The 13,126-nt window shown below is 60.9% G+C and carries 11 protein-coding genes; all 11 read left to right on the top strand.

The window, feature by feature from the left end; all coding sequences use genetic code 11:
• Nucleotides 1–128: 128 nt before the first annotated feature.
• The 11 genes from BLT65_RS40460 to BLT65_RS40410 all read left to right on the top strand — a co-directional run bounded on the left by BLT65_RS40460 (nt 129) and on the right by BLT65_RS40410 (nt 12,032).
• Nucleotides 129–2,672 (top strand): AAA family ATPase, encoded by a 2,544-nt coding sequence (locus BLT65_RS40460; protein WP_091789300.1) that lies wholly within the window; start codon nt 129–131, stop codon nt 2,670–2,672.
• 172 nt (nt 2,673–2,844) lie between these two features.
• Nucleotides 2,845–3,456, top strand: a complete 612-nt coding sequence (locus tag BLT65_RS40455; protein WP_091789297.1) for an HNH endonuclease — start codon at nt 2,845–2,847, stop codon at nt 3,454–3,456.
• A 273-nt stretch (nt 3,457–3,729) separates the two neighbouring features.
• A complete protein-coding gene (locus BLT65_RS40450; RefSeq protein WP_167306632.1) occupies nt 3,730–6,270 on the top strand; it encodes an AAA family ATPase in 2,541 nt (846 codons plus the stop codon).
• The gene (locus BLT65_RS40445) at nt 6,267–6,839 is read left to right on the top strand and encodes a Pvc16 family protein (RefSeq protein WP_091789291.1); all 573 of its coding nucleotides are present in this window, start codon (nt 6,267–6,269) and stop codon (nt 6,837–6,839) included. Before BLT65_RS40450 ends, BLT65_RS40445 begins: the two co-directional genes overlap by 4 nt.
• Nucleotides 6,840–6,841: 2 nt before the next feature.
• Nucleotides 6,842–7,537 (top strand): hypothetical protein, encoded by a 696-nt coding sequence (locus tag BLT65_RS40440; protein WP_091789288.1) that lies wholly within the window; start codon nt 6,842–6,844, stop codon nt 7,535–7,537.
• Nucleotides 7,538–7,564: 27 nt separating this feature from the next.
• Nucleotides 7,565–8,956 (top strand): hypothetical protein, encoded by a 1,392-nt coding sequence (locus tag BLT65_RS40435; protein ID WP_091789285.1) that lies wholly within the window; start codon nt 7,565–7,567, stop codon nt 8,954–8,956.
• A 213-nt stretch (nt 8,957–9,169) separates the two neighbouring features.
• Entirely contained in the window at nt 9,170–10,519 is a 1,350-nt protein-coding gene (locus BLT65_RS40430; RefSeq protein WP_244186978.1) for a phage tail sheath family protein, read from the top strand.
• 11 nt (nt 10,520–10,530) lie between these two features.
• On the top strand, nt 10,531–10,974 hold the full coding sequence (locus BLT65_RS40425; RefSeq protein WP_091789279.1) for a phage tail protein: 444 nt from the start codon (nt 10,531–10,533) through the stop codon (nt 10,972–10,974).
• Between the two features lie 48 nt (nt 10,975–11,022).
• Nucleotides 11,023–11,418, top strand: coding sequence for a hypothetical protein (locus BLT65_RS40420; protein ID WP_208545882.1), 396 nt, complete (start codon nt 11,023–11,025; stop codon nt 11,416–11,418).
• Nucleotides 11,415–11,594 carry a DUF6760 family protein gene (locus tag BLT65_RS40415; RefSeq protein WP_091789276.1) on the top strand — a complete coding sequence of 60 codons (180 nt, stop codon included), beginning with the start codon at nt 11,415–11,417 and terminating at the stop codon, nt 11,592–11,594. The genes BLT65_RS40420 and BLT65_RS40415 overlap by 4 nt, the downstream gene beginning before the upstream one ends.
• A 12-nt stretch (nt 11,595–11,606) precedes the next feature.
• Complete coding sequence (locus BLT65_RS40410) at nt 11,607–12,032, top strand: phage tail protein (protein ID WP_091789274.1); 426 nt, start codon at nt 11,607–11,609, stop codon at nt 12,030–12,032.
• Nucleotides 12,033–13,126 lie beyond the last annotated feature (1,094 nt).

Here is a 13,126-nt window from a genome sequence, read left to right as displayed (position 1 = left end):
GCCAAGCGATGCCACACGCTGCCTGCTCATCCCGTATCATCGCTGCGGATTGACCTTTTTGCTGATCATCAGGCGACGGATCGACATGTTATCGACCCCGTCGACGCCCTCTCTTACCTTGAATCTTCATGGACACTCTCCGCGAGACAGACATCATCGCCACCCGCTTCTGGCAAGGCTTTCTGAAGCTGTCGTCCGACCTTGGCGACACTCGAAAGATCAAGATCCATCTGGAAGCAATGGTATGTCTCTACGTTCACGCGGTCAGCTACCGGGAGCCGTCGGGCAGTGGCCTGATAGAGGCGCTGTTCGACAGGCGTCTGTTGGTCAATGAGAGTTATGCGAATATCTCGAGTGACTCAGAGATCTTTGCGTGGCTTCGTGCCAGTCATCCGGCGGAATTCAGGGAGCGCATGAACGGCCTTGTTTCGGCCGTCCGGGAGGCATTTCACCACGACCGAGTTGAGGAAACGCTCATCGCGCCAGGCGATGAGGAAGCAGCTCTGACGCGGTTCTCCTTCGTGTACGAGTGGCTGCGAAAGGTGGACGAGGAATTCATCCCGCCCGTCTTCGATCTGGGCCTCGCACGTCTGGCCGCGCCCGGCGTCGATTTCGCACGGGAGGCCTTTTGCGCCCGTCTGGCGTCGGCGCTTTTGCCGCTCGGAAGCCATACATTAGTCGATATGTTCGGCGTGACGGGTCAGTTTCCAATCCAGGCCGCGAAGGTCGCCGGCCAAAGTCTCCGGGTATTGACCGGTGTGCGTCGCGACTGGCTGGGTTTTGCGCGGGACATGCGCTTGCGTATGGACGCCATCCGCAATGAAGAACTGCCATCCCCGGCGAGTCAGGAGGAACTGTTCGAGTGGCCCCACCACCGCGTGGATCTGGCGTTGATCAATCCCCCTGGAAGGCGGTTCCATCGGGACGAAATCGCTTCCCTGGTGGAAAACCGCCCCTGGTCGCGACCGCCATCTGCATTGAGTTTCGCTCATGAAGCGATGTTGACTCATGCACGGTTCGACTTGATGCTCGTGATCGTCCCTCGAAGCGATGGCCAGTCATCGCAGGTGCGGTTCCGTCCCCGGGACGAACTCGTGCGGGGCGGACACGTGGTCGCGGTCATCGATCTTCCGCGAAGCGCAAGTGGTCAGAAGTCCGCGAAGTTTTCGGCGTGGCTGATTCGGAAGGATGGGCCAGGATTCCAGTTAGGTAAGGAAACGATTTTATTCATCGACACCGAGCCTCTGGCGCATCTTGGCTTCAGCGAGCATGGGAAAGCCGTGGCATCGTTCGTTGGACGGCTGGTCGCCCTGTGCACCGAACGTATCGACTTCGACCACGCGCCATTCGAGCCGTCGGGCAAGGGTGAACATCTGCTGCAGAACATCTTCGCGCGCGAGTTCGGCTCGGGGTATCGGAACGTGCCGGGACTGTGCCAGCAGGTGCCTGTCTGGCACGTCGTCGAAAACGAGTGCAGGCTCGTCGCGCAGGCGTATCTGCAATCGAAGGGTCAAGATGACTTTCTGGCGAGAGTCGACCGTGCGATAGTGAATAGATATCTCGATGACGAGTCTGCGTCAGGAAAGCGAATCTACGTCATTGGCAACAACGGGGAAGGCAAGAGCTTTCTCTTGCAGGATATCGCCCACGAAACAGCCGTCAAGAAAAGAAGGAAGGTGGTCGCCATTTCCTTCGGGGCAATCGATCGTTTCCCGCGATTGCTGAAAGGACAGGGCGCCAGCTTCTACACGTACATGGGCGCCCGGACTTCCATGGCGGGAATCAACATTCGCGACGCGGCGGTCATGGCGGGCAGACTGATGCTCGAGATTCACGCAAGCCCGGAGAAGAAGGCAATCTTCGACGAGATCGCCCAGCTAGCCGGATTCGAATCCGAGTTGTATCTCATGCCCCGTGGCATCGGCAGAAACGCTCACGCGGATGGCGGGCTCATAGGCGGCGTCGTGCGCCTGAACGCCGACGAGGCTATCGACCGGGAGCGTGCCGTATCGTTGCAGGAATCTCCGGCGGCTTCGCGCATGTATAAGCTGGGACTCAAGCGCAGGCAGGACCGCGGCAGCATCACGCCGTTCGACGAGCTCAGCTCGGGTGAGCAGCAGATCATTATGCTCGCCGCAAAGATGGTTCGGTACGCCAGCAGTGGCACACTGTTCCTCGTGGACGAGCCGGAGATCAGTCTTCACGTAAGCTGGCAACGCGCCATCCCGAAGATTTTCACGACCATCGGCCGGCGGTTCCGTGCCGACGTTCTCGTCGCCACGCATTCACCCATCGTCATTTCGGGCGCGCTCGAAAGCGACGACCATTGCTTCACGCTCCGTGACGTCACGCTTCAACCGCTGGATGAGGAATCCCGGCGCTCTGTGGAGACCGCGCTGTTCGAGGGATTTCGAACCTACACGACCAACAACCGCGAAGTACACGAGCGATGCGCATCCCTCGTGGCAGAATTCATTGACGTCGCGAATCGCGATCAAGTCGCTCAGGATGTCGGCAATGACATTCTGGGCCAGCTTGGGGAGATGAGGCGCATCGTGGAAGATGGCAGGACTTTCGACAGCCGGGACACTGCGGTAGCAGATATCGATCTGATCGAAAAGGCGCAGGCCGCCATCACGGAGATCCGAGACGTAAAGGCATCGCGCAACTAAGGCCACGACCGGAATGACAACAAAAAGCCAGCGAATCCAGCAACTCGTGGAAGAGGGACAAACTTTCTTCAGCGCGCCGCACGAGTATCAGTATCTGTTTGTTTGCGCCAGGACACTATGGCGGAGAGAACGAAGGCTCTCCCGGCGGAAGAACACCGACAGGTGGCCCGCATTGCGTTCGGTCAAAGCGACCAATACGAAAGGAAAACCCATCGACTTCGGCGTTCAGATTCAGAAGGCGCTGAGAGACCATCTCGCGCAGCTCCAAAAGAACCGTTGCTGCTATTGCCGCCGCTGGCTGCAGAATATTGCCTACGCGCGGCCCGTGGAGCACGTCCTCTCGCGCGATGAGTATCCGCGGTTCTCGCTGCATTACTGGAATCTCGCGGCGGCCTGTCATGACTGCAATCATCGCAAGTCGAGCCATCCGTGGGGAACGTGGCACAAGCACGGCTACCCGTCGCCCAGATGCATCAAAGACTTCTTTCATCCGCGATTTCATGACTACGATGCCCACATCCGCTATGTGCGTGTCGAGACGAACACCATTTCCGTCGCGGTTTATCTGGGCCTGTCTCCGCAAGGGCGGCAGCTTTGCCGCGACCTCCTGGGATTCATTTCGAAAGTCGATGCGCTGGTTCACAACAATCCCCGCATGTCGAACGCCATTACCAAAATCCAGGGCTATGGCGGCAAGAACGAGAACCGGGTGGCAACGCAGCGCGTCGATGAGTTCCTCGACGCGCTGAACGGAGCGGTGTACCGGCTGGCGCTCAAGCGCTGACGTCCGATCAGCGCGCTCATCACACGTGGGCAGCGCGAAAGCTCCAACGCAGGCCGAGAGAGCCTCTCGTTCGGATGCAGATCGGATTCATCAAGGCCTATCGCTCGACAGGCGATCGCAGGGTGCAAAAACGATTCATCAACTAAGTGGCCTTTCCTGATTCCCGGACGCAGGCGACGAACCGGCTCACGAATGGATCGCCGGGAGGCATCTTCAGGGCTGAAAGACTATGGCATAAATCCGGCCATATCAGCGCCTTCGGAGCGTCTCAAAGTGTCGCCGTCCATTAGCGTTCTAGTCGTCAGTGTCTCGCCAGACCTCGCGGCCGACCTTATTGCCGAGGCTGTCGCTCGTCGCCCCGACATGACGCTGTTGAAGAAACGCGTACTCGCTGCATCGGAAGTTAGTGTTGACGCGCGTGAATTCCCGATGCCGCTCGCGATCATTGTCGTCGGAGACCAGGACAGTACCGCGAGCCTTGCATATGAGTGGCTCCGCGAGCGCTCTGATCTGATCGTCGTCAGAGTGGAGATCGTCGGCGACGCGGTTCACGTCGAACTCCGCGATATCGGTCTGGACGCTCTCCTGGCGGCGGTGTGCGAACTTGGCAATCGAACCGGCGGCGACCCGCGAGACCGGCTCTTGCGTGTGCAACTGGAACCGGTCTCCAAGGCGGACGCCTCGACTCCGTCCGTTGCGGCTGAAGCTATCCCTGTATGTCCACTGTTGAGCGCCGCCATCAAGTGGATCCACGCGGTATTGCGCCATGCCGTTGCGGAGCTTGCCACCGGACAAGGGGACCTTCCCGGTCTCACGCTCACCGTAGCGACCGTGGCGGAATCACTTGATTCCAGATCCGTGAATTCATCTTCCGGTCTCGCGCAGGCAGCAAGCGATGCGGAGAAGGAATTGTTTCGCGCGCTGGACGCTGCGGGATCGAGCAAGGAACCGCTCGCGATTGCATGTCTGGTCTTCGACCTGTGTCCCGCCGAAATCCGTGTCTTGCTCCTGGCCGTGGCGCCGGAACTCGATCCGCGCTACCAACGCTGCTTCGGCCTGTTGCTCGATGACCTGAGCCGGCGGGTACCCACGCTTGGGCTGTGCACCGCGCTTATCGGCGAGCCGGTTCAAGTCCGGCAAGCGCTTGCGCGTGGCGGAAACCTGATCCGTTGGCGATTGCTGGACACCCGGACCGGAGGCCTGTCTCCCGCGGACGAAAGCCTGCGCGTCGATCCGTGCATCGCAGACTGGCTGTTGGGAAGCACCTCAGTGCTCGCACTCGACGAGCACACACGTCGAATAACGAGATCGATTCCGTGGCCCGGCGCAGCCTTGCTGGAGGGGCCGGACATTCGCGAAGAAGCCGTGCTGTTGATCCGGAAGATCATGGAACAACGGATGACCCGCTGGGTCGTGCTCCGCGGCCAGAGCGGCGCCGATTGGCGGGCGCTGCTGGAACTCGGCGTGACGATCCAGGAAATCCTGCCCATTCGTGTCGAGCTTGCCGATCTCGCCGGTACTGATGCCGCGGGTGTCGAGGAATGCGCGCTACGGTTGGGACGGATGGCGCGCCTCACCGGCCGCCCCCTGATTCTGGACCTCGGTTCGGCGGACGACTTCGGACGAGAGGAGCGATCGTTTCGACTTTTTCTCGCAACGCTTGGGGCGCTTCAATGTAACGGCGCCGTCATCTGCCCCGAAGGGGCGAGTATCGCCCGCGTGCTTGCGCCCGACAGCTTCGATTGTCCGGATGACGCCATTCTCGGCGTCGCACGCAAGGCAGCAGCACGCATGGCCGCAAAGCACGCGAAGCTGATCCTCAACGAGCCGGAGATCGATGCCATCACCCGGCAATATCCGCTGCAAATAGACGGATTCGAGCGAGCGATGTTGTCCGCGTGCAGCAAGCCCGATTGCGAGGAGGCTCAGGAAGCATGTCGCATTGACCGTTTCGTCGCTGCCTGCAAGGAGGTGGCGAACGAGCGTGTCTCACATTTTGCCGAACTCATCGAACCCGAATTCGAACTTAAGCAAGTTGTCTTGCCGCCGGATCGAAAAAAGCAACTGACAGAAATTGTCGAGAACGTACGCCTCGCGCCGAAGGTGCTGGACGAGTGGAACTTCCGCAAGCAATTGCCCTATGGGTGCGGCGTGACGGCTCTGTTTTATGGTCCAAGCGGGACCGGAAAGACGATGGCAGCGGTCGCGGTGGCACGTAGCCTGGGAGTTCAGATGCTTCGTCTGGACATCTCACGCGTCGTGAGCAAGTACATCGGCGAAACCGAAAAGAACATCGATTGCGTCTTCAACGACGCTCAGAATTCCGGTTCCGCAATACTCATCGACGAAGCCGATGCCCTACTGGGTAAGCGCAGCGAGGTCAAGGATGCGCACGATCGATACGCGAACATCGAGGTCGCCTTCCTGCTGCAGCGAATGGAAGCGTACGACGGTCTGGCGATCCTGACCACGAATCTCCGTCAGAACCTGGATGCCGCGTTTCTCCGGCGTTTGCGATTCGTGGTGGATTTCCCTCGCCCCGATGTCGCCGCGCGTGAAGATATCTGGCGCCGCTGTCTACCGGAGGGCACGCATCGGCTCGATGCAACCGCATTCCGTTTGCTTGCTCGCGACATCGAGCTGACGGGCGGTTATATCCGTCAGATCACGCTCCGTGCGGCCTTCGTTGCCGCCGCCGCTGACCAGCCGATCACGGTCGAGCACATCGTCTATGCGACGAACGCCGAACTCGCCAAGCTCGGCCGACCCGAATGGACGCCGCATCTGCCATCCGACCAACGGAGGGCCGCATGAACGGCGACGCGCTCTTCCGTGTAACGAGAACGCTGCGCGAACGGCTCGAGCAGGTGACGGGGCCGGGCAAAGTGTTCGTCGGACCGCTCGACGATCCTCATGCGGCCGGGGCATCGCTCATTCTGTTTCTTTATCGCATTCTGCCCAATAGGGATCTGCGCAATCACGAACACCGGGTGCCGTCCGACCTCCCGCCGCCGCCGCTGGTCATCTTCAGGAATGCGTTGCCGCTGGACCTCTACTATCTCGTCACCGTGGGAAACACCGCCGACGAGCAAGAGGAAATCCTGCTGCAAACACTGGGAGCGGCCATGCAATTGCTCCAGCTCGAGCCGGAGCTATCGGGCATGGGCGTCGGTTACGAGACGATGCATGTCTCTCTGGAACCGCTCACCACCGAAGAAACGAGCCGGATCTGGGCGCTGTTCCCCACGGCGAACTACCGCACCTCCGTCGCTTACCTGGCCAGTCCCGTTTGGCTCGATCCGAAGCTGCCGGAGGCCGAAGGGCCGCCGGTGGTGAAGGACAGCCTCGATGTGGGCGCGGGCATCGGACTGGACAAGGTGTAGCCATGGCCCGCCTGTTCGAAGTGCGCCTGCCGCTCGTTCGCGCCTACACGCGCGACGCAATGTTCGCCATCGAGTTGCTGGATTCGGTGACGCTCGAGCGCGTCAGCAGCGGAGTGGACGTCATCGCGAAGGGACTGCTTCGGCAACCCGTCGTCAACGCCGGCGGGCTCTTCGTCTGGCTCACGGAAGACCTGAAGAACTTAGAAAAGATCTCCATCGAACCTCGCACCGTGCCGTTCGAGCCCGTCGAGATTGCGGCGGCACAGGTTGCGCGGCAGTTGAACCGCGTGGAACTCAGGCCGCTCGCCAGCTATCCGTTCGCTGCGGGAACCACGGCGCTTCGTGGCTCCGTGTATGAACGGCGGGTCAAGCTCGGCGAGACGCCTGTGCCGATCGGCAACGCGACGGTTCAACTGGAGTGGCTGGACGATGACGGCACGACGTGGCATGCGTGGGGGTCGCTCGCGACGACCAATTCGGCGGGGGCCTTCACGGCCGTTCTACGCCTCGCGCGCGGGCAATTGGCACAGGTGGATCAGCCCGTGAGGGCCGATCGAAATCCCTTTCTCGACGGGCAAGGAAGAATGACTGTCCGGCTATCGGTCAGGCGTCAGACTGGTTCCCGGAAACAGGCCGTCTTTCCTCTTCCACTTGGCCGAGTCGCAGACGAGGTCTATGCGTGGGATGAGCTTCAGTAACGAACCGGCAGTCAGGAGGAGCAGACCATGAGCGAGACGACGTCGTCTACATCCGAACAATGTGGCTACAAGGAGTGCGCGAATTTTCCCGACGCGCCCACGCCGCCTGAGATTCCGAAGCCCATCCTGTGTCTCGCTACGTGCGAGTGCCCCACGGTTCCAGGGGACGATTCGCAAACATGCCTGGACGAGTTGATCCGGGCGCAGAATGAGCTGGTCAAGAAAGCCGAGCGGGCGCAGGCGTTCGCGGACGAACTGACCGATATTCAGAACAAGGCAAAGAGTGCCCAGACGGACTATACGAAGACGCGCTTCGAGGATCTCCGTAAAACCTGGAAAGCGCAGGACGATCTCATCTTCGAACTGCTGCCCAAGCTCACCTGCGCGGTGTCTTGTTGGGAATGCCTGCTTGAGTGTCGGCTATGCAAGCAACTGGGGCAGATTCGAGTGCTGGATGAGAGGCTCAATGGCCCAACGGGATGGAGATTGGACCAAGGCGGAAAGAAGGTCGCCGGTCCGCAAATCACGGGTCCTTTGACGAACCAGGTTTATTCGCTCTTCGATCTCCAAGCATGGCACCAGCGCAACGTCACGCAACTGGAAGCCAGGCTGAAACGCATCAAGGACGTGCTGGCTGCCTGGGAAAAGCCATCCGACAGGCTTGGTGAAGTGCTCGAGCTGAACAATCAATTGATCATCGACACGCAGGCCGTCATCGCCAGTGATCCGGCCAAGGCGGTGTACGACGTTTTCATGACACTGCTGCCGAGACACTGGGCCATACGTCCGCGAGACGAGGGCCCGAAAAATGAGTGGAAGTCGTCGATCAAAACGATGTACATCACGATCTGCGAAGAGCACAAGGATTCGAAAGATCCTGAGCCAGACTGCGGGCAAGGGAAACCGCACGACGGCAAGCAGGACGACAAGCCGAACGACACGCAGGACGGCAAGAAGGACGACGAGACCAAACCTCCGAAGGACGGGTTCAAATGCGATGACAGCCTGCCGGACGAGTGCTGTGGACCGGATGTCGGCGTGCCGAGCCTGCGCCAGCACCTCGTCGGGGCTCTGCCGTACATCGTCAATCCGGATAAGTTGCCCTGGATCATCGGCTGCATTGCTGTCACCCGACTGCGTCCAGCTAGCGATGAATTCGCTGCTGCGCAAGCGAAGCTGGCAATCACGACGGCGGAAATCGAGCACACGAAAAAGCTCATTGAAGACGGCATCGCCGCTCTTCAAACGAACTTCCGCGCGGAGCCCATCGATTGCAAGGCGTACACACCAAAAAAAGAGACGGGTAAAGACACCGACAAAGACCCGGATAAAGACCCGGATCAAGACCCCGGTAAAGATGCTCCAAAGCAGGACGGCGATTGCAAGTGCAGCGGTCAGTCCAAAAGCGACGCGCGTTGACCCCACCATCGGAGAAATGCCATGCCCGAATATCTGCATCCTGGGGTCTACGTCGAAGAGATCGAACGAGGACCGAAGCCGATCGAAGCGGTGCCGACGAGCACCGCGGCATTCATCGGCGAAACCGAGCGAGGCCCGACGAAGCCGCGGCTCGTCACGAGCTACAAGGACTACACGCGCTGGTTCGGCGGGGTCTTCGGCGATGACAAGTTCATGCCTTATGCGGTCAATGGCTTCTTCGAAAACGGCGGCAAGCGGATGTATGTGTGCCGCGTGACGGACGATGCGGCGACGACCGCAGAAGCAGCATTCGGCAGTTTCGTGATCCGGGCGGCCGGGCCGGGCGCTTGGGGCAAGGGCGTGTATGTGTTCGTGGAACCAAGCTCCACACAGAAGCCCGACTCGAACAAGAAGTTGGTGCCGGTAGGCGTGAAACTCCGCGTGGCGTACTACGCCAGTCCTCCAAACGGGAGCCCTGCGGAATGGTTCAAGGACCCGACGCGTCCGCCGTTTCCTAACGCATTCGAGACCTTCGATGACCTCGATGCGGACGAGCGCTCGCCGAACTACTGGAACAAGCGGCTGACGGATAACTCCGCGCTCATCGAAGTCATCTCCACCGGCGGACCGGCGAACGCACTTCCCGACAAGAAGTTTGCGCAGTTAACCAAGAATGGCGATAACGGCAAGCCGCCGGACGTGGCGGATTTCGCGGGACGCGTGCAGCTTCCGCAGCGCATGAAGCCGCAGGGGCTCGCCGCACTGGAGCTGGATCCGTATCGGGACGTGGCACTGGTCTATTCCCCGGGTGCTCCCGTGGATGTCAATCTGGTAGTGATCGAGCACTGCGAGAGACTGAAGTTCCGCTTTGCCGTCGTGGATCCGGACCTGAGCGCCACCACCGACTTCCAGCCGCGCAGCGCCATTACCGATACCCAGTACGCCGCACTTTATTTCCCGTGGATTAAGATCTCCGACCCGCAGACGGGTGCGCGCAAGATCGTCCCGCCGGGCGGCCATGTGCTCGGCGTGTATGCACGCACGGACACCGAGCGAGGCGTCTTCAAGGCGCCCGCAAATGAAATCCTGCGCGGCGTGCTCGACATCACAGCCGAGATCGACGACAGCACGCAGGACGTTCTCAATCCGCGCGGGGTCAACGCGATACGCAAGTTCGCGGAACGCGGCATCCGCATATGGGGCGCGCGCACTCTCACCTCCGACGCCCTCTGGAAATACGTGAGCGTGCGCCGGCTGTTCATCTTTCTCGAGCGCTCCATTTACGAAGGCACGCAATGGGTGGTCTTCGAACCGAACGACGACCGGCTCTGGGCACGCGTCATCGACACGATTCGCCTGTTCCTGCGCACGCAGTGGCGGCTTGGCGCGCTCTTCGGGCGCACCGAGGAAGAAGCGTTCTTCATCACGTGTGATCGCTCGACCATGACCCAGGACGACATTCTGAACGGACGGCTTATCTGCGAAATTGGCATTGCCCCTGTGCGTCCAGCCGAGTTCGTGATCTTTCGCATCTTCCAGAACACCGCTGAAGCACAGACCTAGGAGGTGGAGCCATGGCTCGCATCGATCCCTTACGCAATTTCCGCTACCGCCTCGAAATCGACTCCATCACGCAGGCCGCGTTCAGCGAAGTGATGATTGGCGAGACGACCATCGACGCGGTGGAGTATCGAGATGGGACGGACCCTCCGCATGTGCGGAAGCTTTCCGGTCTCACCAAGTACGGCAACATCACCCTCAAGTGGGGGCTGTTCGTCGGCACCAATGCGCTCAATCTCTACAACTGGCATAAGGACGTGTCCGCGGGTCTGGTGATGTCGAATCGCAAGACCGTCGCGATCGTCGTGCAGGACGAAGCGGGGCAGGATGCCGCGCGCTTCATCGTGAGCGAGGCCTGGCCGATCAAATACGATCCCACCGATCTCAACGCGAAGGGCAATGAGGTTCTCATTGAGCTGCTCGAACTGGTCAACGAAGGCATCCAGCGCACCAAGTAGGCCGGCGATTCCAGACATGCGGACCCTCACACGAGAGCACATGATCCTATGAACACTTCATCATCGATGGGCTTCCAGACGGAAGTCGAGTTCGAGTTGCCCAAGGGCTATGTCGACGAAAGCGGCGCGCTGCACCGGCGAGGCGTGATGCGTCTCGCCACCGCAGCCGATGAAATTCTTCCATTGCGCGATCCGCGCGTGCAGCAAAACGAAGCGTACGTGGCCGTGATCGTGCTTTCGCGTGTCATCACCCGGCTGGGTGCGCTTCAGGATATCCACACGGGCTTGATCGAAGGGCTGTTCGCCGCCGATTTCGCGTATCTGCAGCGTCTCTACGAGGAACTTAATTCCGGCGACGCTTTCGATATGCCGGCCGCGAACCCGGTGACGAAGCATCCCGCCGCAAGCACGTCCCGCATGGCGACCTCGCTGGGGGAAGCATGAGGGCCTATCCCGTCAAGTCGCTGTACGAGGAGATGGCCTTCATTGCCTACCACTTCCATTGGCCGCACAGCGACCTCATGCAGATGGAGCATCACGAGCGGCGCCGCTGGTGCCGAGAGATTTCTTCGATCAATCGCGTCCTCGAAGGCACGCCGTCCAATCCCTTCGAAATCTGATGGAGAGCGATCATGGCACGTCAGGACCCGCTTCGCGGCTTCCGCTATATCGTGGAAATCGATGGTCTGGCGAGCGGCGCATTCCTGCGCGTGAAGGGAATCGCACGCGAAGTAAGACATGAATCGTACCGCGAAGGCGGCGTAAACGAGTACGAGCACAAGCTGGTCACGCAGGTCACGTATTCGAGCGTCGTTTTCGAGCGGGGGCTCGCTCTCGACGATCTCTGGAAATGGGCGCTCGCGACCGCGGACGGCGACGTCACACGCCGAACCGTACGCGTGCGGCTGCAGGACGAAGCCGGTGTGCGCGCTTGGGCATGGCAGATCGAGCATGCCATTCCGGTGAAATGGTCATCGTCCGATCTCGACGCGAACGCTTCCCAGGTCGTCATGGAGACGCTGGAACTCGCTCACCACGGTTTGAGGCAGGCAACATGAAACTGGCCCGTTTGCGAGCCCGCGACGCTGCTGTGGGGTTCTGCCGCCGTCACGCGCGGAGGCGGTGGTGCGGACGGAATCAGGCACCAAGGACGCCGGTCGTGCTGCGCTGGCACCGCTGGCGCGCCGAGCGCGGCGGCTATGCTTCGCCTCGTCGAGCGGCGCCAACGTTGGCGTCGTGGGTGACGCATGTGCATCTGCATATCTCCAGTTTCCACGTCTCAGCGAATGCCCCTGGCGCGCGAGGCCGCGAACGAGTCTCGGCGCGAGTGGCCGCAGACGTTGCAGTCAACAGTTCAGCGACGACGCGTGGCATTCAACGGGCCGACACGAGCCGCAGCAGTCCCTTGGCAGGTGCGATTCTTCCATATCGGGCCGTACGGTTGAATGGTTCGCGCACGGCCATGGCCCGGAATGCGGCGGCTTCGATCGCTCACACGACGAAGCACGTCAGCCAGATGGTTATCGGACGCAGGATCGATCGCGAGGCGGCGCAGCACAACGCTTCGTCACGCGCGGATCGAATCGCATCACGGGCGGACAGTCTCGTTTCATACCCATTCACCCGCACCAGCGCCGGCACCCGCATTCGCATAAGTAGCACGCGCATGTTCGCGCTGGCGAACCGGCCCGCTCCATCGATGCACGCACGCGGTCCGGCGAGCGGGCCGGCGGCCCGCGACGCCCATGATCGCATGGGGCCGCTTGCTCGCGGCGAGCGCGGAGTTCGGGTGTCGCCCGTCCGCCGCAGCCCGATGTCGAGTTCAAATACGCCTGGGATCGGCGCTCGCTCATCGGCGCGCGCGCAGGCGTCTGACTCCGGTGGTCGACCCTCACTGTCAGACGCCCCCGCGCAACGATTCCACTTCGCGACTGATAGCGAATCCTTCAACAGTACATATGGGTTGAAGCAACGAGCGCCTTTGCTGCGCGGCCCGGTTCAAACGCCGTATTCGAATGCGAAGCGACAGGTACGGCACATCAGCGTAGCGCCCTCCGTTCTTGCATATATGGGTCATGCGCGGCCCGTGGAACTCCAGTGGCGCACGCATGCGGACCGGCGGCCGAACCCGGGGGCGGCGGAAACCGGCGTC

This window comes from Paraburkholderia steynii (genome assembly GCF_900100565.1).
GTDB classification, from domain to species: domain Bacteria; phylum Pseudomonadota; class Gammaproteobacteria; order Burkholderiales; family Burkholderiaceae; genus Paraburkholderia; species Paraburkholderia terrae.
This window is presented reverse-complemented; position numbering and strand designations above follow the sequence as displayed.

Coding starts and splice junctions, on each gene's coding strand:
- BLT65_RS40460 (WP_091789300.1), top strand. CDS start 129: ATGGACACTCTCCGCGAGACAGACATCATCGCCACCCGCTTCTGGCAA.
- BLT65_RS40445 (WP_091789291.1), top strand. CDS start 6,267: ATGAACGGCGACGCGCTCTTCCGTGTAACGAGAACGCTGCGCGAACGG.
- BLT65_RS40440 (WP_091789288.1), top strand. CDS start 6,842: ATGGCCCGCCTGTTCGAAGTGCGCCTGCCGCTCGTTCGCGCCTACACG.
- BLT65_RS40435 (WP_091789285.1), top strand. CDS start 7,565: ATGAGCGAGACGACGTCGTCTACATCCGAACAATGTGGCTACAAGGAG.
- BLT65_RS40430 (WP_244186978.1), top strand. CDS start 9,170: ATGCCTTATGCGGTCAATGGCTTCTTCGAAAACGGCGGCAAGCGGATG.
- BLT65_RS40425 (WP_091789279.1), top strand. CDS start 10,531: ATGGCTCGCATCGATCCCTTACGCAATTTCCGCTACCGCCTCGAAATC.
- BLT65_RS40420 (WP_208545882.1), top strand. CDS start 11,023: ATGAACACTTCATCATCGATGGGCTTCCAGACGGAAGTCGAGTTCGAG.
- BLT65_RS40415 (WP_091789276.1), top strand. CDS start 11,415: ATGAGGGCCTATCCCGTCAAGTCGCTGTACGAGGAGATGGCCTTCATT.
- BLT65_RS40410 (WP_091789274.1), top strand. CDS start 11,607: ATGGCACGTCAGGACCCGCTTCGCGGCTTCCGCTATATCGTGGAAATC.